At 65.4% G+C, this 22982-nt stretch carries 18 protein-coding genes; 8 read left to right on the forward strand and 10 right to left on the reverse strand.

Annotated features, from left to right (window positions below; all coding sequences use genetic code 11):
- Nucleotides 1–91: 91 nt before the first annotated feature.
- Nucleotides 92–1414 carry an MFS transporter gene (locus BG83_RS0109660; protein ID WP_024976525.1) on the forward strand — a complete coding sequence of 441 codons (1323 nt, stop codon included), beginning with the start codon at nt 92–94 and terminating at the stop codon, nt 1412–1414.
- 385 nt (nt 1415–1799) lie between these two features.
- On the opposite strand, the gene BG83_RS0109665 is transcribed toward BG83_RS0109660, so the two are convergent.
- Together BG83_RS0109665 and BG83_RS0109670 are read right to left on the reverse strand one after the other, a co-directional pair.
- Nucleotides 1800–3212 carry a methyl-accepting chemotaxis protein gene (locus BG83_RS0109665; RefSeq protein WP_024976526.1) on the reverse strand — a complete coding sequence of 471 codons (1413 nt, stop codon included), beginning with the start codon at nt 3210–3212 and terminating at the stop codon, nt 1800–1802.
- Between the two features lie 149 nt (nt 3213–3361).
- Nucleotides 3362–6085 carry an EAL and GGDEF domain-containing protein gene (locus tag BG83_RS0109670; RefSeq protein WP_024976527.1) on the reverse strand — a complete coding sequence of 908 codons (2724 nt, stop codon included), beginning with the start codon at nt 6083–6085 and terminating at the stop codon, nt 3362–3364.
- Between the two features lie 169 nt (nt 6086–6254).
- Here BG83_RS0109670 and BG83_RS0109675 point away from each other — a divergent pair, with 169 nt between their 5' ends.
- Both BG83_RS0109675 and BG83_RS0109680 read left to right on the forward strand, forming a co-directional pair.
- Nucleotides 6255–7430 (forward strand): alpha-D-ribose 1-methylphosphonate 5-triphosphate diphosphatase, encoded by a 1176-nt coding sequence (locus BG83_RS0109675; RefSeq protein ID WP_024976528.1) that lies wholly within the window; start codon nt 6255–6257, stop codon nt 7428–7430.
- An 8-nt stretch (nt 7431–7438) separates the two neighbouring features.
- Nucleotides 7439–8215, forward strand: a complete 777-nt coding sequence (locus BG83_RS0109680) for a DUF1045 domain-containing protein (protein ID WP_024976529.1) — start codon at nt 7439–7441, stop codon at nt 8213–8215.
- On the opposite strand, the gene BG83_RS0109685 is transcribed toward BG83_RS0109680, so the two are convergent.
- The 3 genes from BG83_RS0109685 to BG83_RS0109695 all read right to left on the reverse strand — a co-directional run bounded on the left by BG83_RS0109685 (nt 8205) and on the right by BG83_RS0109695 (nt 10825).
- Entirely contained in the window at nt 8205–9020 is an 816-nt protein-coding gene (locus BG83_RS0109685) for a hypothetical protein (RefSeq protein WP_037031676.1), read from the reverse strand. The genes BG83_RS0109680 and BG83_RS0109685 overlap by 11 nt on opposite strands.
- A 19-nt stretch (nt 9021–9039) precedes the next feature.
- The gene (locus BG83_RS0109690; RefSeq protein WP_024976531.1) at nt 9040–9429 is read right to left on the reverse strand and encodes a hypothetical protein; all 390 of its coding nucleotides are present in this window, start codon (nt 9427–9429) and stop codon (nt 9040–9042) included.
- 211 nt (nt 9430–9640) lie between these two features.
- On the reverse strand, nt 9641–10825 hold the full coding sequence (locus BG83_RS0109695) for an MFS transporter (RefSeq protein ID WP_024976532.1): 1185 nt from the start codon (nt 10823–10825) through the stop codon (nt 9641–9643).
- A gap of 156 nt (nt 10826–10981) precedes the next feature.
- Here BG83_RS0109695 and BG83_RS0109700 point away from each other — a divergent pair, with 156 nt between their 5' ends.
- The 5 genes from BG83_RS0109700 (at nt 10982) to BG83_RS0109720 (ending at nt 17970) form a co-directional block, all read left to right on the forward strand.
- On the forward strand, nt 10982–11896 hold the full coding sequence (locus tag BG83_RS0109700) for a Ku protein (protein ID WP_024976533.1): 915 nt from the start codon (nt 10982–10984) through the stop codon (nt 11894–11896).
- Nucleotides 11897–11914: 18 nt separating this feature from the next.
- Nucleotides 11915–14518: a DNA ligase D gene (gene ligD, locus BG83_RS0109705; protein WP_024976534.1), complete on the forward strand. Its 2604-nt coding sequence runs from the start codon at nt 11915–11917 to the stop codon at nt 14516–14518.
- 139 nt (nt 14519–14657) lie between these two features.
- Nucleotides 14658–16196 (forward strand): D-alanyl-D-alanine carboxypeptidase/D-alanyl-D-alanine-endopeptidase, encoded by a 1539-nt coding sequence (gene dacB, locus BG83_RS0109710; RefSeq protein WP_024976535.1) that lies wholly within the window; start codon nt 14658–14660, stop codon nt 16194–16196.
- Nucleotides 16193–16720 carry a molybdopterin-guanine dinucleotide biosynthesis protein B gene (gene mobB / locus BG83_RS0109715; protein WP_024976536.1) on the forward strand — a complete coding sequence of 176 codons (528 nt, stop codon included), beginning with the start codon at nt 16193–16195 and terminating at the stop codon, nt 16718–16720. Before dacB ends, mobB begins: the two co-directional genes overlap by 4 nt.
- A gap of 203 nt (nt 16721–16923) precedes the next feature.
- Nucleotides 16924–17970, forward strand: a complete 1047-nt coding sequence (locus tag BG83_RS0109720; protein ID WP_235193182.1) for a tetratricopeptide repeat protein — start codon at nt 16924–16926, stop codon at nt 17968–17970.
- Nucleotides 17971–18049: 79 nt separating this feature from the next.
- Here BG83_RS0109720 and BG83_RS0109725 read toward each other — a convergent pair whose 3' ends face one another.
- From BG83_RS0109725 to BG83_RS0109745, 5 genes are all read right to left on the reverse strand, one after another.
- Complete coding sequence (locus tag BG83_RS0109725; protein WP_024976538.1) at nt 18050–19093, reverse strand: SGNH/GDSL hydrolase family protein; 1044 nt, start codon at nt 19091–19093, stop codon at nt 18050–18052.
- 146 nt (nt 19094–19239) lie between these two features.
- Entirely contained in the window at nt 19240–20253 is a 1014-nt protein-coding gene (locus BG83_RS0109730; RefSeq protein ID WP_024976539.1) for an L-threonylcarbamoyladenylate synthase, read from the reverse strand.
- A gap of 13 nt (nt 20254–20266) precedes the next feature.
- Nucleotides 20267–21502: a 5-(carboxyamino)imidazole ribonucleotide synthase gene (locus BG83_RS0109735; RefSeq protein WP_024976540.1), complete on the reverse strand. Its 1236-nt coding sequence runs from the start codon at nt 21500–21502 to the stop codon at nt 20267–20269.
- Nucleotides 21503–21521: 19 nt separating this feature from the next.
- On the reverse strand, nt 21522–22031 hold the full coding sequence (gene purE, locus BG83_RS0109740; protein ID WP_012434947.1) for a 5-(carboxyamino)imidazole ribonucleotide mutase: 510 nt from the start codon (nt 22029–22031) through the stop codon (nt 21522–21524).
- A gap of 16 nt (nt 22032–22047) precedes the next feature.
- Nucleotides 22048–22971, reverse strand: a complete 924-nt coding sequence (locus BG83_RS0109745) for a phosphoribosylaminoimidazolesuccinocarboxamide synthase (RefSeq protein WP_024976541.1) — start codon at nt 22969–22971, stop codon at nt 22048–22050.
- Nucleotides 22972–22982: the final 11 nt, after the last annotated feature.

Raw genomic sequence — 22982 nt, forward strand, 5'->3', positions numbered from 1 at the left:
TGCAGACGCGCCGGGCCCAACTCATGCCTGCGTTTCGTACAACACAGCAGCACACGAAGCGCTGGCCCCTCACACGCTATTGGAGGAAACCATGTCGCAAACCCAAGCCCTGGCGGCTACCCCAACGGACCCGGCCAGCCGCCCACTCCCCAGCGCCGAGCTGGATGTCACCTACCGGCGCATTGCGTACCGGCTGGTGCCGTTCCTGGTGGTGCTGTTCATCCTCGCCTGGATCGACCGCGTTAACGTCGGCTTCGCCAAGCTCTCGATGCTGCAGGACCTGCAGTTCAGCGAAGCAGTGTACGGCCTGGGTGCCGGCATCTTTTTCATCGGTTACTTCCTGTTTGAAGTGCCGAGCAACCTGCTGTTGGAAAAGATCGGCGCACGCAAGACGCTGGCGCGCATCACCATCCTGTGGGGCCTGGCCTCGATGGCGATGATCTACGTAAAGACGCCCACCTCGTTCTACGTGATGCGCTTCCTGCTGGGCATTTTTGAAGCGGGTTTCTTCCCAGGCGTGGTGTTGTATCTGACGTACTGGTTTCCCTCCGCACGCCGCGCACGCATCAATGGCCTGTTCATGACCTCGTTTGCGATTGCGGGCGTCGTGGGCGGCCCCGTTGCCGGCTTCATCATGAGCCGCATGGAAGGCGTGGGCCACCTCGCCAACTGGCAATGGCTGTTCCTGCTCGAAGGCATTCCGTCGGTGCTGGCCGGCTTTGCCGTGCTTGCGTGGCTGCCCGAAACGCCTCGCCAGGCCAAATGGCTTTCTGCTGCAGAACAAGACGCCGTCGTGCGCGCCGTTGAAGTGGAGAACCGCGACCCTGCCAAGCACGCCTCGTTTGGCGCCGCACTGGCCAACGCTCGCGTGTGGATCTGCGCAGCGATCTACTTCTGCGTGGTCAGCGGCAACGCCACCATTGCCTTCTGGACGCCGTCGATCATCAAAGAACTGGGCGTGCAGGGCAATTTCCACATCGGGCTGATCTCCGCCATTCCGTTCATCGCGGGCACGATTGCGATGGTGTGGAACGGCGCGCATTCCGATCGCACCGGCGAGCGCCGCATGCACTGCGCCATTGCGGCCGTCATCGCAGCCGCCGGCCTGGTCGCAACAGGCGCATTGCTCGGCTCGCCGGCGCTTGCGCTAATCTCGCTGACGGTCGCCGCCATCGGCATCCTCGCCGCGTTCCCGGTGTTCTGGTCGATCCCGGCCGTGTTCCTGGCCGGCACTGCAGCCGCAGGCGGCATCGCCCTCATCAACTCCATCGGCAACCTGGCCGGCTTCGTCGCGCCGTACATGATCGGCTGGTTGAAGACGAGCACAGGGCACCTCTCCGCCGGCCTCTACTTCGTAGCCGCGCTGGAGCTGGGCGCCGCCGTGCTGGTCATCCTGGGCACGCGCAAACACTAAGCACTTACGCAAACGAAGCATCGTGGCGCCAACCTCAGCGCCGCGATGGTTTGGCCGTACCCTGCCCTAGATGGCGCCTTGAATTTCTGTAAGCGGGCGGAAACAAGAAGGAGACCTGTCTGAGCGAAGCGAGTTTGCCTCCTTCTCCGCCCGGTTACAGAAATTCAAGGAGAAGTCGCCATCTCGGGTGCGCCTTTCTTTGCTTACTTTCTTTGGCAAGACAAAGAAAGTGAGTCAGCCCCGGCAGGGGATGAAACAAGGAATGCACCAGCAACAAAAAAAACCCGCGAGCAAAGTCAAAAACCCCACGCGCGAAGTTCCCTCCCCCCCGACGTTGCGAACCCCATCAGCGAAGTTCGGAACATCAACCCTGCAGTTGCGGACTCTAGCCCGCCACCTTGTACCCCATCCGAACGCCACCCCAGTGGCGGCCTTTGACGTAAATCGGCGCCGACACATCCTTCATCATCGCAAACGTCCCGTTCCCCATATCGCGACGATACGTCTGCAACAAAAATGCCTCGGTATTGCGCGCCGCCCCGAGTCCCGTCCTATCGGTGAACAGCCGACGGTTACGGCTGTTGGCAGCATTCCAGGCTGGATCGCTGCCCTGCGGCTGGGAGAACTTCAGGTTGTGCGTCGGCAGATAGCCATTGGTGTCCACCGCCGCACAAAACACCACGCGAGGATCAAGCTGAAGCAAAGGCTCCTGCACCGCAGGCAGCACGCGATCCGTGAACACCGTAAACCGCGCCATATGCTGCGGCGGATCGGTATTCGGCACCGGCTCATAGGCGCGGTCGAACAAGTCGCCCTCGCTGATATCGCCCCGCGCCAGCGCCGATTCAAACAGCGCACTGATCTTGCCAGCTGCGGTCTGCACCGCTTCGATGAACGGCGTATCGGCGCTCTGCACACCGGTTGACGCCGTCAACCGGATCAACGTTTCCGACGCCCCCAGCAACCCGGAAAGCTGCCGTTGCGCGTTGTCGATGTTGTGGCTCGATTGCTTCACACCCTCGGCCATCGCATCCACCTCACGTGCAAGCGACGCGCATTCGCCTTCAATGGCGGCAGTGGATTCCGCAATGCTCGTCGCCTCAACGTCAAAGCGCGCGATGGCCTCGCCAGCCACGCCAATCACCGCACCAATCGCCTGCGTGCCGGTATCCACACGCTGGGCGCGTGCCACGTTCGCACTGCTGTCGCCGATCAACTTGTCGGTCTGGCCGGACAAATCCGCCAAGGTGGTTTCGATACGCTGCGTCGCTTCGGCGGTCTGGCCTGCGAGCTGCTTCACAGCACCCGCAACGACGGCAAAGCTGCGGCCCGATTCACCCGCGCGCGCGGCTTCAATGGCGGCGTTGATCGCCAGCAGATTGGTCTGCCTGGCAATCTGCGAAATCTGCTCGGATGCCTGCGCCACGTGGATGAGCGCCTCACGCAGCGCAGCAATCTGCTGCTCCATGCTCGCCACGCCAACGGCAAGCTCGCGAATGTCGCGCAGCGATGCATCGACCGTTGCACGCGAGCCGCTCACCTCCTCGCTGGCATGCGAGGCGACTTCACGCGCATGCCGCGCTGCCACAGCGATGTCGTGGTTGCCGCGCATGGTGACGTCGGCAGCATTGCGCAACTGATCGAACACATCGGCCTGCCGGCGCAGCCGCACGGCCACGTCTTCCACATTGCCGGACACTTCGCAGATGCCCATGCCCACGCGGCCGGCCTCTTCGGCAATACGGGCGACAAGTTCGGGAGGGGCTTTCGGGCCGCGGCCCCAGGCAAATGGCTTCACGTGCGGTGGTCTCCAGATGTCGTTGTTGTGTGTGCGCTCGCGCTGATGGCGAAGCAACCCTCTGTGGGGAGTATCGGCGCGGGCGGTCCGCGCTTGAGCCACGCTACCCGCCCCGGCTTACGCGGGCATTACATGCGCCTTGCGCAGCACTACGCCTGGGCGGAACGGTCGCGACGCAGCCGGGCCTCGTAGGCGGCGGCCGTCATTGGGGGGCCGAACAGGAAGCCCTGCAACTTGTCGCACCCGGCAGCTTGCAGGAACTCGGCCTGCTCCAGCGTCTCGACACCCTCTGCCGTGACGGTCATGTCCAGCGACGCGGCCATCGCGACCACGGCGCGCGAGATCACCACCGAATCGCGATGGCGCGGAATGCCCGAGACGAACGAACGATCCACTTTCAGGTTGTCGATCGGGAAGCGCTGCAGATACGACAGCGACGAATACCCCGTGCCGAAATCGTCGATCGAGATGCGAATGCCCAACGCCGTAAGTGCGTCGAGCATCGGCATCACAGCGGCGGTGTCGCGCATGAGCAGGCCTTCGGTAATCTCCATCTCCAGCGCGCTCGCGGGCAAACCCGCTTCGGTCAGGCAGCGCGAGATGGTCGGCACGAGCCCCTCGCCAAACTGGCGCGGCGACAGGTTCACGGCGACAAAGAACTCCGGCATGCACGTGGCACGCCAATGCGCGGCCTGGCGGCACGCTTGCGCCAGCACCCATTCTCCGATGTCGCCGATGAGCCCGGCATCTTCCGCCACGGGAATGAACTCGGCCGGTGACACTTCGCCCAGTTCGATGCTGTGCCAGCGCAGCAGCACTTCAGCGCCGACGATGTCCATCGACGTGGCATCGACGATGGGCTGGAAGCGCAGCGACAGCTCGCCCGCTGTCAGTGCGCGGCGCAGGTGGTATTCCAGCTGGAAGCGCCGTTGCGCACGCTGCGACAGGCGCGCGGTGTAGACGCGATGCTGGTTGCGGCCGTTCTGCTTGGCGTTGTACATGGCGGCATCCGCGCAGCGCAGCAGCGTGGCGGCATCGTTACCGTGCTCGGGGTACACCGCGATGCCGATCGACGCGCCCAGGTAATACTCCGTGCCGCTCGTCGAAAACGGCTGTGCGATCGAATGGACGATGCGCTTGGCCAAGCGCTCTGCCTCACCCAACGAGCGCACGTTGTCGAGCAGCACGACAAACTCATCGCCGCCCAGGCGCGCCAGCGTATCGCTCTGGCGCACGCAGGCCGACAGGCGTTGCGCGACGATGCGCAGCAAGTGGTCACCGGCTTCGTGGCCGGCTGTGTCGTTCACCTTCTTGAAGCCGTCCAGATCGAGGAACAGCACGGCGACCTGGCGCGCTTCGTTGGCCTGGCTGGCCGCCTGCTCCATCACCGCCTGCATGCGCTGAGAGAAATACGCGCGGTTGTACAAGCCGGTGAGCGCATCACGCTGCGCGAGGAAAGTGAGCTGCTGCTGGGCCGCGCGCGCTGGTCCGATATCGTTGAACGAGATGAGCACGGACGACGGGGCATCGTCGCCGGGGCGCACGATGGGCAGCACGTTTTCGTGCACCCACACGATGTCGCCGTCCACCAGTTCCAGGCCGACGGTCAAGCCGAGCAGCGGCTTGCCGGTGGCGAACACCACGCGCGTGGGGCGCTCATTGAGCGGGATCTCGCTGCCGTCTTCGCGCAACGAGCGGCGCATCAGCGTCAGATGGCTGGTGCCCACGGGCGACACGTTGCCCGCGCGAAGAATGCGCCGTGCGCTCGGATTGCACGCGAGGATGGTGCCATCGGCCGCCTGCACGACGATGCCTTCGGTCAGGTTGTCGACGGCCAGGCGGTAGCGTTCTTCGCTCTCTTGGAGATCGCGTGCGATATGCGCCTTCTGCACAGCCACGCCGATGATGTCGGTAATGCCGTCGAGCAGCCCCATGGCGTCGCGCGTGGGTGCACGCGGGGTGTCGTAATAGATACCCATCGCGCCGATCATCTGCGCGTTGTCGCCGCGGATGGGCGTGGACCAGCACGCGCGCAGGCCCAGCGGCGCAACGATATCGCGGTAGCCATCCCAGAGCGGGTCGGCGTCGATGTCTTCTACCACCACGGTCTTGTTCAGGAACATGGCCGTGCCGCACGAACCGACCGAAGGACCGAGCGTGATGCCGACCAGCAACTGCGAGAGTATGAAAGGCAGCGACGGTGCCACGGCCTGCGTGATGTGCTCGCCATCGCCGCTTAGCAGGACCGAACACATCGCGCCGTCGTCAAGCAGCACCTCCACCAGCCGGCACACCTCAGCCAGCAGATCCGGAAGCGGCACGTTGCGCGAGCTAAGCTCCAGCACGGTTTTTTCGCAGCGCAGCAATTCCTTGGCGCGCGCAGTTTCAGCGGCCAGTGCCCGGTAATTGGCTTCGGATTCGCGCAGCGCTTGTTCGGCCTGCTTGCGCTGGGTGATGTCGCGTGCCACCACCTGGATGGCGGTGCGCCAGCCGAGCTGCACCGGCGCGGAAAGCACCTCGACTTCCACGGGAGTGCCATCGCAACGCAGCAAGGTCTGCTCGACCGGCGGCAAGCCCGCATTGTGCTCAACCATCCACTCCCGGCGCTGACGGGCGAGGTGCGTCGAATTGTCGTGGACGAACTCGTCCAGTTCGTGGCCCACGATGTCGCGAGCCGTCTGCGCGCCAAACAGCCGAACGCCCGCCTCGTTGACGAAAACGATAATGTCGTCCGCCACGATGTACAGCGCATCTGGCATTTGCCGGACAAGCGCCTCGTAACGGTCATCAGCGAGCGGCAACGGCCTGGGGCTGTCCTGATCGATCACATCCGGTTCGGGACGGTCAGGCCGCTCAGCAGAGGTGGCGTCCATATCTGGGTTGTTTTTCAAGATATCGACCAATGTGTCAGGAAAGTTAAGGCGTTTGGCTGGCCCTCCCCTCTTCAGGGTGGTGCAAATGGCGGATGTGCGGCTAAGCGGCATGCCAGTTGCGGCACAATGCCTGCACGATGTCTCTGCGCACTTTTCGCACCTCGGCCTTATGCAATCGTTTTCGTCTTCCGTCAGCCACGTGGCCGGCCTGATTTCGCGACGTACCCTGCTGCCCGAGGGGCTGACCGAAGCTGCCGTGCAGTTTCGCGACGGGCATATCGCCGCCTGTGATGCCAACCCGACGCGCGGCATGATCGACTGCGGCGACCTGCTCGTCCTGCCCGGCATCGTCGACCTGCACGGCGATGCCTTCGAACGCGCCGTCATGCCCCGGCCCGGCGTGGCCTTTCCCTACGAAACCGCCCTGGCCGACGTTGACGGTCAATTGCTTGCCAACGGCATCACCACCGAATTCCACGGCGTGACGTATTCCTGGGAGGGTGGCCTGCGCGGCCACGCCTATGCCCAGCGCATGCTCGACACGCTCGATGCCATGCGCCCGCACCTGGGGGCACAGCATTTGATGCACCTGCGCTTCGAATTGCATCACGCCGATGGCGTTGCCGATGCGCTGGCCTGGATGGACGCCGGCCGCGTGCACTTCCTGTCGTTCAACGATCACCTGCCTGGGATGCGAGAGAAGCTGGGCGACGCGCGCAAGCTCGCACAATACGCCGATCGGGCCGAGTGCGACATCAACACGTTCCTCGCCCGTCTGAATGCCGCCGCAGTCAACGCCACGAGGCTCGCTGAGGTGACCGGCACGCTCGCGCGGGCGGCGCAGCAACGCGGCATCTGCATGGCGTCACACGACGAACCCGACATTGCCACGCGCAACACGTTCCACGCGCACGGCTGCACCGTCACTGAATTTCCGTTGACCGAGAATGTCGCGCAGGCGGCACGCGCGCATGGCGGACATATCGTCTTCGGTGCGCCCAACGTCGTGCGCGGCGGCAGCCATAACGGCGCACCCGATGCGACAGCCATGGTGGCCGCGGGCCTGGGCACCGTGTTGGCATCCGACTATTACTACCCCGCGCTGCTGGCCGCGCCGTTCAAGCTGGCTGAGCGCGGTGTGGTGCCGCTGGTCGAGGCCTGGGCGCTGGTGGCGGCCAACCCGGCCGAAGCCGCTGGCCTGACGGATCGCGGCGCGCTCGCGACTGGCCTGCGCGCCGATGCCATCGTGGTGGATGACCGCCGCCCCGGCCTGCCGCGTGTGGTGGCAGCCGTGGTGGGCGGCCGGCTGCGCCATGCTGCCGGGCAGTTGCCGCTGATCGGCTGAACCACACCATGGAGCAAGCGCCGGCACCTTTACCGTCAGCCTGGCGATACGCGCTCTACCTGCTGCCGCCCGAGCCCTGGTACGGACTGGGCACGCGCTGGCTCGGCCGCTGCGCCCGCACCAGCACCGCCATCTCTGCCGATGAGCGCGAGGCGTTTGTCCGCGAAGCCGGCATCGACCTCGCCACGCTCGACTGCTGGACGGAAGCGCCGCGCCAATACGGCCTGCACGCCACGTTCAAGCCGCCGTTCCGCTTGGCAAGCGATCGCACCGTTGATGAGCTGGACGCCGCGCTGCGCCGCTTCGCACAGCAACAGCAAACCTTCGCGATCGAGCCGGCCTTGCAGACGCTGCGCGGCTTTCTCGCTTGGCGGCTGCGTCATGGCGACCCAGCGCGCGACAGGCTCCACCGGTTAGCCGATGCGTGCGTCGCCGAGTTCGATGCCTTTCGCGCGCCGCCTCCGCCCACTGAACTTGCGCGCCGTCGTCGTGCGGGCCTGTCGGATGCGCAAGAGCGCCATCTGCAGCGCTGGGGCTATCCGTATGTGTTTGGTACGTTCACGTTCCACATCACGCTGACCGGCCGGCTCGACCATGCCGAACAGCTTGCGTGTTATCGCGCATTGGAAGCCACGCGCGTGGTGCTGCCACCCGCCATGCCCATCGACCACATCGCGTTGTTCTCGCAGCCCGCGCCGGAAGCGCCGTTTACGGTGGTTCGTGTGTACCGGTTTGATGGGAGCACGGAAGATTTCGACGCTGCGCAGAGCGCGCTCAGCGCTTGAGTTCGACCACGTCGATCACCTCCGTCTGGCCGTGCTGCTCAACCTCCTGGCGCATCACGACGGCCGCTTCGGGGCAGTACCAATCGGTGATGTGCGCCACCGTCGGGTCGGGCTCAAGCGTTTCATTGCCCAGCCGCAGCACACCGAGGCGCGCCGTGCGCGTGTAGCGGATCGGCCGGCACTGCAACTCGCCGACCACGGTGTTCATCGGCTGCGGCGGCCCGACCTCGCGCTCCGACACCTCCACCTTGGCGCGCTCGGCCCGCATGCGCCCCACGGAGATCCCCAGACGTGGCGAGACCACATCGAAATCGAAGCTCGATTCATATGTATCGCCGGGCAGCATCTCGGCTTCGGGCGCCAAGCCAGCGCCATACAGGAACATGCCGGAAATGGCAGTGCTCACGGTGCCGATCAGATCGGCATGTTCGCTTTGCGCAAACACGCGACCGTTGATGCTGACGATGCGCGTGACCACGCCAGCCTCGTCCACCAGCAACTGGTGCTCCTGCACCGTCTCGATCGGCCGGCCACCCAACGCCACGAGGCCCGATTTGGCGTAGATGTGCAGACCGATTTCGCAGCCGTCCTGCATGTCGCGATTGACGTCGTGCAGGGTGAACTCGACGATCATCGGCGTCTTGCCGTTGCCGTCCAGACGCACGCGGCTGCCGTCGTGCACCCAGGGCGCGGAGCATAGCCCCGCTGCCTGCGCAGGCAACGCCAACGCCATCGCCGCCACGGCTGCGGCGGCGTTCCATAAAGAAAAACGCTGATGCATCGGGCGATGCATCAGCGTCTTCATGAACCCGATCGGCACGGGCTTACTGCTTGGGCGCGTCCTTCTTGTTGGCACCCTCGCTGTACGGGTCAAACTTGCCGCCGGCCTTGGCACCTTGGGTGTACGGGTCGAACTTCTCGCCGGCCTTGGCGCCCTGGGTGTACGTGTCGTACTTGCCCTTCTCGACATTGGCCGGCTGGGCGCCCGGGTTGAGCGCGCTGGCGGTGCTGTCATTCTTGTTGGCGCCCTGCGAATACGGGTCGAATTTGTCGCCGGCCTTCGCACCCTGCTGGTACGGATCGAACTTGTCGCCGACTTTTGCGCCTTGGCTATAGGGGTCGAACTTCTTCTGGTCAGTCTGCGCGTGGGCTACGGTGCCGATGGCTGCTACGGCAGCGACTGCTGCCACGAGGGTAAGACGTTTGTACGGCATCTGAAGCTCCTTTCCTATGGGTCGTTTGGGCTGATCAAATCAAATGGTCCAGCCTCGTTTTGAACGCATCCCGGTGTCATGCACAACTGGCACGTTGGCAACGGCGCCGGGAAACCCCTCTCCTCGTCGTAAGCTATGGCAAGAGCACAGGAAAGTCAACGCGCAGAAACTGCATATTTTTTGGGCAGTTGCCAGCTGACGCGCAGGCCGATCAGCGGCGTTCCGGCTGGCGGATCGCACGCGGGCCTAACACCGCAATCAACGCCATGGTGAGCGCCACCACCGACAGCCCCCAGCGCAGGTCGGAGCGATGGGCAATCAACCCGATGATGACCGGGCCGATCAGCAAGCCCACGTAGGCAAAGCGCGCCACGGCAGCAATGCCTTCGGCGGCCGGCACGCCCGGCAGGCGCGACGCGGTGATGAAGAAGATCGGCACCATGTTGGCGGCGCCCACGCCCATCAGCGCAAAACCTGTCAGGACAGCAATCGGCGCGGGCCACAACAGAGCAAGCAGGATTCCGCCCGTTGCCAGCACGCCACTGCCGCAAAGCACACGCATGTTGCCCCAGCGCCCGCGTGCGAAATCGCCGCCAAAACGCGCCAGTGCCATGCCGCCCGAAAACGCCGCATAACCCGCGCTGGCAATGGCCTCGGGCGATTGCGCGATCTCGCGCATATACACGGTCGTCCAGTCGTACATCGCGCCTTCGCCTACCAGCCCCAGGAAGGCCAGCACGCCGAGCAAGAACAGCGTGCGGCCCGTGGTCGGATGTGCGGATTCGCCTTCTGCATGCACGTGGTCAGGCAGCATGAAAGGGCCCGCACACAGCGCAGCCGCCATGGTGACGAGCGCCATGCCGCCGCAGTGCACCGCCGGCGGAACGCCCAGTTCCAGCAGCACGCCGCCCACCGCCGCCCCCACCATGCCGCCCAGGCTGAACATGCCGTGCAGCGACGAGATGATCGGCTTGTGGTGATTGGCCTCCACTGTGGTGGCCTGCGCATTGATGGCCACGTCGAAACCCGCGTTGGTGATGCCGAACAGCAGCAGCACCGCCAGCAGCGCGGGGTAGCTCGGCATCAGCATGAGGAGCGCCGTCGTGGCACCAAAGGCAACGCCGCCCTGCACGCTCGCGCGCCGTGTGCCGACGCGTGCCGCCCACTTGCCCGCAAACTTCATCGCGACGATGGCGCCGGCGGCCACCATGAACATCGCCAGCGACAGCGATGCCTCGGACAATCCGAAACGCGCCTTCACCGTAGGAATGTGAACGCCCCACGTCGCAAACGTTGCACCGTTGGCGAAAAAGAGGGCCATCGTCGCCGCGCGGGCCGACAGGGGAAGCCGGCGCCGCTGCAACGCGCCGGCAGATTGGACGTATTCGGAAGACATGAAGGACTGCTGAGAAAAACGCGCGGCGCAAACGTGCCGCGCCGCAAAGGCACCATGCTACCGCGCCCGGCTGATGAGCGTATGACGCCGCCCCGCGCCAGGCAGGTATGCGGCTTGCGTCACCACGCTCGAATCCACCGCATCGGGAGACCCGCCATGCCCCGCGTGATCTGGAAAGGCGCCGTCAGCTTCGGCCTTGTCCACATCCCCGTTGCGCTGTATCCAGCCACCCGCAGCGACGATCTCGATTTCGACTGGCTCGACCGTCGCACGATGGACCGCGTCGGCTACAAGCGCATCAACAAAACCACCGGCAAAGAGGTGCCGCGCGAGCAGATCGTGCGCGGCTACGCTTACGAGAAAGACCGCTACGTGATCCTGACCGACGAGGACATCCGCGCGGCCAACCCGGTCTCGACGCAAACGGTGGATCTGCTGACCTTCGTCGATGCGGCTGAGATTCCGTTTCTTTATCTCGATACGCCCTACTTTCTCGCGCCCGACCGGCGTGGCGAAAAGGTCTACGCGCTGCTGCGCGAAGCGTTGACGCGCTCGCAAAAGATCGGCGTCGCCAACGTGGTGCTGCACACCAAGCAGCATCTGGCTGCGCTGATTCCGATGGGGCCGGTGCTTGTGCTGCATACGCTGCGCTGGCCCAACGAGGTGCGCGACTGGTCCGAGCTCGACGTGCCGGAAGAAGGTGCCAAGGCTGCCAAGCTCACGGCCAAGGAGATCGACATGGCTGAAAAGCTGATCGACGACATGAGCGGCACGTGGGACCCTGCCGAATACCACGACACCTTCCGCGACGACATCCTTGCGCTGGTCGATCGCAAAGTGCGCGCAGGCCGCACGGAATCCGTCGAGCCGATGGAAGCCGAGCACGCCGCACCGCGTACCGGCAACGTGATCGACCTGACCGACCTGCTTCGCCAGAGCCTTGCCAAGCGCGGCAAGGGCAAAGGTGCGTCAAATGACGAGGCGGAAGACGAACCTGCCCCGCGCAAGCGTGCGCCACGCAAGGCCACTGCCAAAACAGCGCGCAAGCCGGCCGCGCGCAAGCGCGCATAACACGACGGAGCCGACGCCATGCCACGCCATCTCGCCGACTACCACCGCAAGCGCGATTTCACGAAGACGCAGGAACCCGCGGGCGCACGCCGCAAAGCCGACGAGCGACATGACGATGGCGCCCTGCACTTCGTGATCCAGAAGCACGACGCCACGCGGCTGCACTACGACTTCCGGCTCGAACTCGACGGCACGCTCAAGAGTTGGGCCGTCCCGAAAGGCCCCAGCCTCGACCCCGCCGACAAGCGCCTCGCCGTGCATGTTGAAGACCATCCGCTGGACTACGCCGATTTCGAAGGCCACATCCCCGAAGGCCAATACGGCGGTGGTGACGTGATCGTGTGGGATCGTGGGACATGGCGCCCGCATGGCGATCCGCGCAAGGCGTACCGCGACGGCAAGCTCAAATTCGATCTCGACGGCGAGAAGCTCCACGGGGCGTGGGCGCTCGTGCGCACGCACTTGCACGGCACGGGCAGACATCCGAAAGAACAGTGGTTGCTGATCAAGGAACGGGACGGCCAAGTGCGCGCATCCAGCGACTACGACGTGACACAGGCCCTGCCCGCGAGCGTGATCACCGGAGAGAACGTTGGCGCAAAACCCAAGGCCAAAGGAAAGGCCAAGGCCGATGACGGCAGGACCGAGCGTGCCGAACCGGCACAAGTGCAGCCGCCCTCCGGGGCCGTGCCCGGCACGCTGCCCAGAACGCTGGAGCCGCAACTCGCCACACTGGTCGATGGGCCGCCCGCGCAGGGGGAGTGGGACTACGAAGTGAAGTTCGATGGCTACCGCATCCTTGCGCGCATCGACGGCAACACCGTGCGCCTGTTCAGCCGCAACGGCCGGGACTGGACAGCCAAGCTACCGCGCCAGGCGCGCACGCTGCATGCGCTGGGCCTGCGTGAGGCGTGGCTCGACGGCGAAGTCGTGGTGATGGGCGAACGCGGCGTGCCCGACTTCCAGGCGCTGCAGAACGCCTTCGAAACCGCGCATGCCGAACGCATTGCCTACTACCTGTTCGACATCCCGTTCTGCAACGGCATGGACTTGCGCGGCGTACCGTTACGCGAGCGGCGGGCGCTGCTGCAACGCATTCTTGATGCGGCCCCGGGCGACCTGGACCGCGATGCGGTGCTGTTCTCAGGCACATTCAACGCGGCACCCGAAGACTTGCTGTCGTCGGCGTGCAGCATGTCGCTCGAAGGTGTGATCGGCAAGCGCGCCGATGCGCCGTACTGGGCCGGCCGCGGCCCCGCATGGATCAAGCTCAAATGCGGGCAACGGCAGGAATTCGTGATCGGCGGCTACAGCGCCCCGAAGGGCAGCCGCAGCGGCTTTGGCGCCCTGCTGCTCGGTGTGTATGACGACGCGGGCAGGCTGCGCTATGCAGGCCGCGTCGGCACCGGCTTCAACGAGACGAGTCTGCACGCTTTGCATCACGAGCTGACCGGTCTGACCCTCGACACGCCGCCCTTCGCCGACCCGCCCACCGGCAGCGATGCGCGCGACGTCCGATGGGTCAAGCCCGAGCGCGTGGCGGAAATCGCCTTTGCCGAATGGACGCGCAAAGGCATCGTGCGGCAGGCGGTGTTTCAAGGTTTGCGCGACGACAAACCCGCCCGCAACATCGTGCGTGAAGAAGCCAAACCGCCCAGTGCCGCCGCCCGCAAGGAGACCCGTGCCGTGAATGCCCCTGAACGCAAGGTGCGCCCCGGTGCCGAACGCATCGCGGGTGTGGATGTCACGCATCCGGACCGCGTCATCGAAAAAGCCAGCGGCACCACCAAGGCTGACCTGGCGCGCTATTACGCAGGCGTGGCCGAATGGATGCTGCCGCATCTGCGTAACCGGCCGACGTCGCTCGTACGAGCGCCCGATGGCATCGACGGCGAGCGCTTCTTCCAGAAGCATTCCGCCGCACTCAAGCTGCAGGGCATCACGCAGTTGGACCCTTCGCTTGACCCGGGGCATCCGTCGCTGCTGGCGATCAACTCGGCTGAAGCCCTGGTCGGTGCGGTGCAGATGGGCACGGTGGAATTCCACACGTGGAATGCACTGGCCGACCGCATCGAACAGCCCGACCGCATCGTCTTCGACATCGATCCCGACCCGGCACTGCCATTCGCGCGCGTGATCGAGGGCACGCAGCTCACGCTCGCGCTGCTCGATGAACTCGGCCTGAAGGCGTTCCTGAAAACCAGCGGCGGCCATGGCATGCACGTGGTGGTGCCGCTCACGCGCCGTGAGGCGGCCGGCTGGGACACGCTCAAAGCCTTCGCGCAAGCCGTGGTGCAGCACATGGCGGCGACTTTTCCTGACCGGTTTGTCGCCAAGATGGGCCCGCAGAACCGGGTGGGGAAGATCTTCATCGACTATCTGCGCAACAACCGCGGCGCGAGCACGGTGGCCGCGTATTCGGTGCGCGCGCGGACGGGGCTGCCGGTGTCGGTGCCGATCCGCCATGAAGAGCTGGAGGGACTGCAGGCGTCTGCACAATGGACGCTGCGCACGCTGCCGGAGCGGCTGGCCCAGCTCAAGGACGACCCGTGGGCGGACTACGCCGGCACGCGCCAATCGGTCACGGCCGACATGCGCAAGCGCATCGGCGCCAATGACTGAACCATCACACGCTGGCGATTCTTAAAGAATTGGGCGGTGAACGCCCTATTGCTTGTCGGCCGAAGTGCGGGGCCACTGCGTTAACATGCCTGCGTCTGCACTTGGCGCACTTGTCTGCGCTCCACTCTGCCCCCCGCCGATGGCCCGAATTCGTCCGACCCGTTTGCTGAATCTGTCGCGCAGTGCGCTCGCCTGCGCCGCGCTTTTGACCATTGCGGCCTCGCCGCTGGCCCACGCCAAGAAGGCCAAGGCCCACGCCGCACCGCACGCCACCGCCGCGCAAGCTCGCCAGGCCGCGCACAACCCCGCCGGATTGCCTGCCAACGTGGCGCTGGCCTTTGCGCGCGCGCATATCCCGCTGGATGCGGTGAGCGTGTTCGTGATCCGCACCGGCACCGCCACGCCCATCCTGCAATGGAATGCCGACACCGGAATGAACCCGGCGTCGACCATGAAGCTGCTGACAACCTTCGCAGGGCTGGACCTGCTGGGCCCGGACTTTCGCTGGAAGACCACGGCCTATGCCGACAAACAGCCCGTCAACGGCACGCTCGACGGCAACCTGTACCTGCGCGGCCAGGGCGATCCGAAGTTGATTCCCGAAGAACTCGTCAAGCTGGTGACCGACGTGCGCCGCGCCGGCGTGGATGAACTGGCCGGCAATATCGTGCTCGATCGCACCTACTTCGAGGGCGGCCTGTCGGAAGCACCGCCGCTGGACGGCGACAGCGCGCGTGCCTACAACGTCGCGCCCGACGCCCTGCTGTATTCATTTAAGACGCTCACGTTCACGCTGTCGCCAGATGCCGGTAACGGCGCGGTCAACATTGATGTATCGCCGCCGCTGGCCCAATTGCAGATCGACAACCAGTTGCGCACCACGCGCGGCGGCTGCGGCGACTGGAAGACAACCTCCGGCGCCAACATCTCCACGCAAACCGACGGTCATGTGCTTGCCAGCTTCGACGGCCGCTATGCCGCCGCGTGCGGCGAACGCGTTTTCAATATCGCCGCGCTCACGCATGCCGACTTCATCTGGGGCGGCTTCCTGGCGCTGTGGCAGCAAGCCGGCGGCACGACCCGCTTTACGCCGGGCCTGCGCGAGGGCAAGGTGCCACGCCAGGCCATTCTGCTGGCCACGCACTACGGCCCGCCGCTGTCGGAGGTTGTGCACGACATCGACAAGTATTCGAACAACGTGATGGCGCGCCAGCTCTTCCTGACAATCGGCGCGGAAATCGGCCGCAAGCCCGCATCGGTGCGGCAATCGACCGAGGTCATCAACCGCTGGCTGGCCAAGCAGAACCTGACGATGCCGGAGCTGGTGCTGGAGAACGGCTCGGGCCTGTCGCGCATCGAGCGCATCAGCGCACGCAACATGGGGCGCTTGCTGCAGCAGGCCGATGCCAACCCGAACGGCGGCGTGCTGCGCGATGCGCTGCCCGTCGTCGGCGTGGACGGCACGATGCGCAACCGCCTGACACGGGCTGGGGTGGCGGGCAATGCCGAGATCAAGACCGGCACGCTCAACGACGTGCGCGCCATCGCGGGCTACGTGGAAGGAGAAAACGGCGAGCGCTTCGTGGTGGTCAGCATGATCAACCACCCGAACGCCAGCGGCGGCCAGGCTGCACACGACGCACTGCTGCAATGGATTTACCAGGGCGCGCCGCGATGAGTTCACGCAAGGCATTACTGGGCATCACCGGCACGTCGGGCAGCGGCAAGACCACGCTCGTCGAGCAGCTCATCGCCCGTTTCGTGCGCGACGGGCGCCGCGTGGCGGCCATCAAGCACACGCATCACGGCTTCGATCTCGATTCGCCGGGCAAGGATTCGTACCGTATGCGCGAAGCCGGCAGCGCCGAAGTCGTGCTCGTGGGCGGTGAACGCCTCGTGCTGATGCGCGAATACACCAACGCCGTGGAACCCGAACTTGATGACGTGCTGGCGCTGCTCTCGCCCGCCACCGACCTCGTCATCGTAGAAGGCTATAAGCGCAGCACCTTCCCGAAAATCGAAGTGTTCCGCCCGTCGCTGGGGCGACCGCCGCTTTGGCCAGAAATTGGCGGCGTGGTGGCGGTGGCCACCGATTCGCCTGACGCCGTGCAGCCGCCTGAAGGCGTGGCCGTGCTCGATTTGAACGACGTCGATGCGGTGTACCGGTTTGCCGTACGGCAACTGGCCAACGCATCCATATGAAGCACTCTTAACATCCGGGCGAAGCAGCTTGGCTATGATGGGGCCGTCCAGTTTTTTGCCAGCCCCCTCCCAACAACATGCTTTCCCGTCTATCGGCCGCGCTGCTTGGCGCGGCATTTTTTTGCTCGGCCCTGCCAGTCGCTGCGCGTGATTGGGTCGCCCCGAATGCGACTCTCGGGCGCGGCGCACAGGTCCACCAATTCGTGCTCATCGATTCTGCGACCGGGCGCCCGATGCCCAACGCGCGCTACCGCCTGTTCCTGCCCGGCCACACCATCGCCGGCAAGCCGCCGCAGGCGGGTGAAACCGACAGCGTGATGTTCGGCACCACCGACGGCGCCGGACGTACGGCCAAGGTCCGGTTGCCAAAACATTACGCGGCGGCACGCTGGGTGCTCAATCCCGTCGTCGGCAATGGCGACCTCGGCGAATCGTTCCGCCTGGTCGATTCGCTCGGTGGCGCACCCATCGAGGGGCATCCGTATCTGATCGATGTGGTGGACGAATACCTGGTCTGCGGCCACTCCAGCGCCGGTGGTTATACCGCCTACGTGCAATCGCGTGAGTCGCGCACCGTGCACCTTGAAAACACTGTGACCTTCACGCCGGCCGACGATGCCTGGTGCGCCGGCGAAGGCCGTGCGATCGCCGATAGCAGCAACTCGCAGGGCGCACCCGCTCTCTATTCGCAGTATCTCGGCACGCTCACCGCCAACGCGGCGACACTCAGCGAAGACTTGCAGAGCCGCATCGCGCGCAAGCTGATGTCGCTCGCGATTGCCGAACGTGATGACGCCCGCATCGACCTGGCCCTCGACCTGCAGCCGGTGCCGGAAGACCGCCTCAACAGCTACGGCTACGAACTTGTTGACGCGGGCCTGCGCGTGGAGCGCGGCCTGTCGATGATCGAAGCCTATCTGGCCAAGCACCCGAACGACCCATTCGCGCTCGACAGCAAGGGCTGGGCGCTATACCGGCTCGGCCGCAACGACGAAGCGCTTACATGGTTCGACCGCTCTATCGCCGTCTTCGCGCAACCCGGCAGCGACTATGAAGCGAGCGATGACGCAGTACGCGAAGCACGCGCGGAAGGCCTCGCGCACAAGGGCGAAGTGCTTTGGAAGCTGGGCCGCGCGGACGAAGCGCACGATTGCTTCAGGCAGGGCCTCGCCATGTCGCCGCAGAACGATGTGCTCAAGGCCTCGCTGGCCCGCCTGGCCGTGACATTGCCGACCGCCGACGCCAAGTAGGAAAAACATCGCTACAAACAAAAACGCCCGCTTCACGCGGGCGTTTTGCTCAGTGGTGCTCGATCTCAGTGGTGCTCGATCAGTGCGTCACGCCGTCAGCCAGCAGGCGTTGCAGCACGTTGCTCGAGATCAGGCGATGACCGCCCGTGGTGGGGTGCACGCCGTCGGCGAACAGGTAGGACGTATCGGCGCCCGTGGCCACAAGCGTGTTGGCCGAGCAGAACAGCGAGCTGCCGCCCGCGCCCGGCACGAGTGTGTTGATCTTGGTCGCATCGCACGCCGGCACGCTGGTGTTGCTGAACCCGAACGTCGCGCCGTTCTGGATGACGGCCGTCAGCTGCGCGTTGAAGTCGATCACGCGAGCGCTGGTGCCGGCCAGACCGGTTTGCAGCGTGGTGTTGAACGCGCCCACCAGTGCGTGCAGCAGTGCCTGGCCTGTCGCGCCGCCCGCCACGCCCTGCGGCGTCAGGCTGCTGTCAGGCAGGTTGAACACGTAGAGCTGCGTCGCGTTCTTGCTGATCATGTCCTTGATGTAACCGACCAGATCGGTCGCCGCCTGCTGCACTTGTGCGGTAGCGATGGCAGGCGTCACACCCGAGTTGGGTGTCGCGACGGCGGCAGCCCAGTAGAAGATGTCGTTGTTGCCGCCGAACACGAACACCACGTCGTTGTTGCCGTTGAACGTGTTGTTGCTGGCCGCGTAGAAGTTGGCGAGTTGCTGTTTGACCGGATAGGTGAGCGCCCCGGCGCCACCGTTGTGACCAATGCCATTCGGGTCGGTCACGCGCGAGCCGCCTTGCGCGTAGTCGAAGCAACCGGGTTTCGGGCAGGTCTGCACCGAGGTGGCGTAACCCATCACTGCCGGCGTGAGCGTCACACCGAGTTGTGCGGCCACGGTTTCCGCCCAGATCGGACCGGGGTTGGTGGTGAACTTGCCGCCGCCCACGGCAGCCGCTGCCGGCGTGTAGGTGCCGGCATCGCTCAGGCTGTCGCCGAATACCACCATGCGCTGCACCTTGGCGACGTTGGGGTTGCCGCTCTGATCGCTTTCACCGCCGCAAGCCGCCAGGCTCAAGGCCAGGGCCGCCGATGCGACGACGCCCATCCATTGACGCAACTTCATGATGTCTGTCTCCCGTGTGGAATTTTTTTTGGTCTGTGGTGCCGCGGTGCGTAACCTCGCCGTGCGCGTTTGAAGCACGCGGAACGACACAACGCCCAAGTGTAGCGAGGTTGCCGGGCGCACGGCGAACGCGCACCCCGTAAGAATTAGAGGTCCGTCTCGAACGCGGCGGCCGCGCGACGCAGGCGGTCGTTGACGGCCGCCCAGGCGGGCGTGTCAGCTAGGGTTTCCACCCAAATGGCGTCGTAGCCGCCGCGGTCGAGTTCGCGCAATAGCGCGTAGAGCGCGTTGGCATAGGCGGCAGGTGTGGCGGGGGCGACGCGCTGATCGCAGCCGTCACGCAGTGCCACGGGGGCACCGAGCCACACGATGCGCTTGTCCGCGGGCAGCGCAGCCAAGCGCGCGGGCACATCGGCAGCCGATAACAGATGCAATGGCGTACGCGGCGCGTAGTGCGCCTTCAACGTGCCGGAAGCACGCGGCGCAGCGGCATCGGGAAGCGCCGGCACTTCGCCGGTCACGCGCTCGATGTCTTCGGGCGTGATGGCGCCCGGGCGCAGCAGCACGGGGCCAATGCCTTGATCCAGCCGCGAAAGATCGATGATGGTCGATTCGATGCCCACATCCACGCCGTCGCCTTCGAGCACGAACACGGCGTCGCCGAATTCGTCTCGCACGTGCTGCGCGGTGGTCGGGCTGACCTGGCCGAACTTGTTGGCCGACGGCGCTGCAATGCCGCCGCGCCCGCGCTTGAAGCGCGAGAGCAACGCCTGCGCCACCGGGTGCGATGGGCAACGCAGCCCGATGCTGTCCTGCCCACCCGCCACGGCCGCGGGAATATGCGGCGCACGTTTCAGGATCAGCGTGAGCGGCCCCGGCCAGAAGGCTTCGATGAGTTGGAGCGCGATGCCGGGCACATCGTCGGCCCAATAGGAAATATCGGCGCCGTCGACCACGTGCACGATCACGGGGTGATCGGACGGACGGCCCTTGGCCGCATAGATCTTGGCGATGGCCTGCGGGCTTTCGGCATCGGCGCCGAGTCCGTACACGGTCTCGGTCGGGAAGGCGACCAGCTCGCCCGCCTCCAGCCTGCGCGCAGCCTCATCAAGACGTTCGGCGGAAGGCATGGTGTAGGGCGTTTTCGTCCGATGCGGCATGGGCGACTCGTCTTTAGGCGGGCTGCAGGCCGAGCACGTGCGCGGCATGGCGGAATGCTTCGTCCACCACTTCCGGCGAGGTGCCGACGCAATTCACGTGACCCATCTTGCGGCCCGGGCGCGCATCCGCCTTGCCGTACAGGTGGACCTTCGCACCGCTGTGGCGCATCACTTCGTGCCACGCAGGCGTGCGCTCGAGACCGTATTCGAACCACACGTCGCCCAGCACATTCAGCATGCGCCCCGGCGAGTGCTGCCGCGTGCTGCCCAGCGGCAGGCGGGCCATGGCGCGCACCTGCTGCTCGAACTGGCTGGTCTCGCACACGTCCATGGTGATGTGGCCGGAGTTGTGCGGACGCGGCGCCATTTCGTTGGCGACCAGAGAGCCATCCTGCAGCACGAAGAACTCGATGCACAGCACGCCGACGTAGCCCATTTCTTCGGCGATCATCGCCGCGGCGGCACGTGTGCGCGTGGCAATGTCATCCGACACGCTGCGCGAGGGCATGGTCGTTGAAAACAGGATGCCGTCACGGTGCTCGTTCTCGGCAAGCGGCCAAGTGGCGGTCGTGCCATCGGCGCCGCGCGCGGCCAGCACCGACACCTCGTACGCCAGCGGCAGCATCTTCTCCAGCACGCACGGCACGTGCTGCATGGCCGCCCAGGCGGCGCGCAGTTCTTCAACCGTTGAGACACGCGCCTGGCCCTTGCCGTCGTAGCCCATGCGGGCGATCTTCAGGATGCCGGGCAGCAGGTCGGCGGGCAGTTGTTCGATATCGGCTTCGTGTTCAATCACCCAGCTCGGTGCGGGGTGGATGCCGGTGCGTGCGGCGCACAGCGCGAAGAACTTTTTCTCGGCGATGCGGTTCTGCGCGATCGATACGCAGTTGGCACGCGGCGCAACGAACGCACCGAGTTGCTCCAGGCGATCGAGCGCCATGGCCGGCACGTTTTCGAATTCAGTGGTGACGGCCGGGCACAGCGCAGCCATCTCTGCCAATGCGGCTTCATCGGTATAGCCAGCGCACAGATGGCGCTCTGCGATGGTGCCGGCAGGGCTGTTCGGATCCGGGTCGAGCACGCAGACTTTGTAGCCCATCGCCTGCGCGGCGTGCGTGAACATGCGGCCGAGCTGGCCGCCGCCGAGCATGCCAAGCCAGGCATCGGGCAGGATCGCGTTGGGAACGTTCAGCGCGCGGGATTCCGCGGTGTGGGCTTGCGCCAGGCGCGGGTTCAGGTCGTCGGCCATGAATCAGGTCGTAGGTTACTTAAGCGCCGTGCACAGGGAGCGTCATGCCGCGCGCGACTTCGGTCTGCTGCGCGCGGAAGGCCTCGAGCTTGTCGGCAAGGGCCGAGTCGGTGGTGGCGATCGTCGCGATGGCAGCCAGCGCTGCGTTGGCCGCACCGGCCTCGCCAATAGCGAACGTCGACACCGGAATGCCCTTGGGCATCTGCACGATGGAGAGCAGCGAATCTTCGCCGCGCAGGTACTTGGACGGCACCGGCACGCCGAACACCGGCACGATCGTCTTGGCGGCGATCATGCCCGGCAAGTGGGCTGCCCCGCCCGCGCCGGCGATGATGGCGCGCAAACCACGGCTGCGTGCGGCTTCGGCGTAACGGAACATGTCGTCCGGCATACGGTGCGCAGAAACAACCTGCGCCTCGAACGGAATGCCGAACTGCGTGAGCATGTCGACGGCGTGGCGCATCACTTCCCAGTCGGAGCTGGAGCCCATCACCACGCCAACGAGCGGAGCGGATTGCTGTGCGGTCATCGTCATCGCTCCTTGTTCAGCGCAGCGATTCGCCGGTCAGGCGGGTCAGCGCTTCGCGGTACTTGTCGGCGGTCTTTTCGATCACCTCGGCGGGCAGTTGCGGCGCCGGCGCAGTCTTCGGCCACGGTTTGCCGTCGATGCGCACCGCTTCGAGCCAATCGCGCACGAACTGCTTGTCGAACGACGGCGGGTTCGTGCCGACCTGGTACGAATCGGCCGGCCAGAAGCGCGACGAATCTGCGGTGAGCGCCTCGTCCATCAGCGTGAGCGTGCCGTTCTCATCCAGACCGAATTCGAACTTGGTGTCGGCGATGATGATGCCGCGCGTGGCAGCAAAGTCGGAGGCTTCCTTGTACAGGCGGATGCTCACGTCGCGGATCTGCGCGGCGAGGTCGGGGCCGATGCGGCGCTCGACTTCATCGAAGGAAATGTTCTCGTCGTGCTCACCCATCTCGGCCTTGGCGGCGGGGGTGAAGATCGGCTCGGGCAACTTCTGCGCGTTCTGCAGGCCGGGGGCCAGATGCACGCCGCAGACGGCGCCGGTGGCTTGGTAATCCTTCCAGCCGCTGCCGGCCAGGTAGCCGCGCACCACGGCTTCCACCAGGATCGGCTTCAGGCGTTTGACCACGATGGCGCGGCCGCGCACCTGGTCGACTTCATTCGGAGCCACCACGGTTTCCGGGGCGATGCCCGTCTCGTGCGTCGGCACGATGTGGCGCAGCTTGTTGAACCAGAAATCCGACATCTGCGCGAGCACACGGCCCTTGTCCGGAATCGGCTGGCCGAGAATCACGTCAAACGCCGAGAGGCGGTCGGTGGTGACCATCAGCAGCTTGTCGTCGCCGACAGCGTAGTTCTCGCGCACCTTGCCACGGCCGAGCAACGGCAGGCTGGTGATCGACGATTCGTAAAGGGCGGAGGATGCAGGGGTGGCGGACACGGCGGAACCCG

It is taken from the genome of Ralstonia pickettii (assembly GCF_000607165.1).
Taxonomy (GTDB): domain Bacteria; phylum Pseudomonadota; class Gammaproteobacteria; order Burkholderiales; family Burkholderiaceae; genus Ralstonia; species Ralstonia holmesii.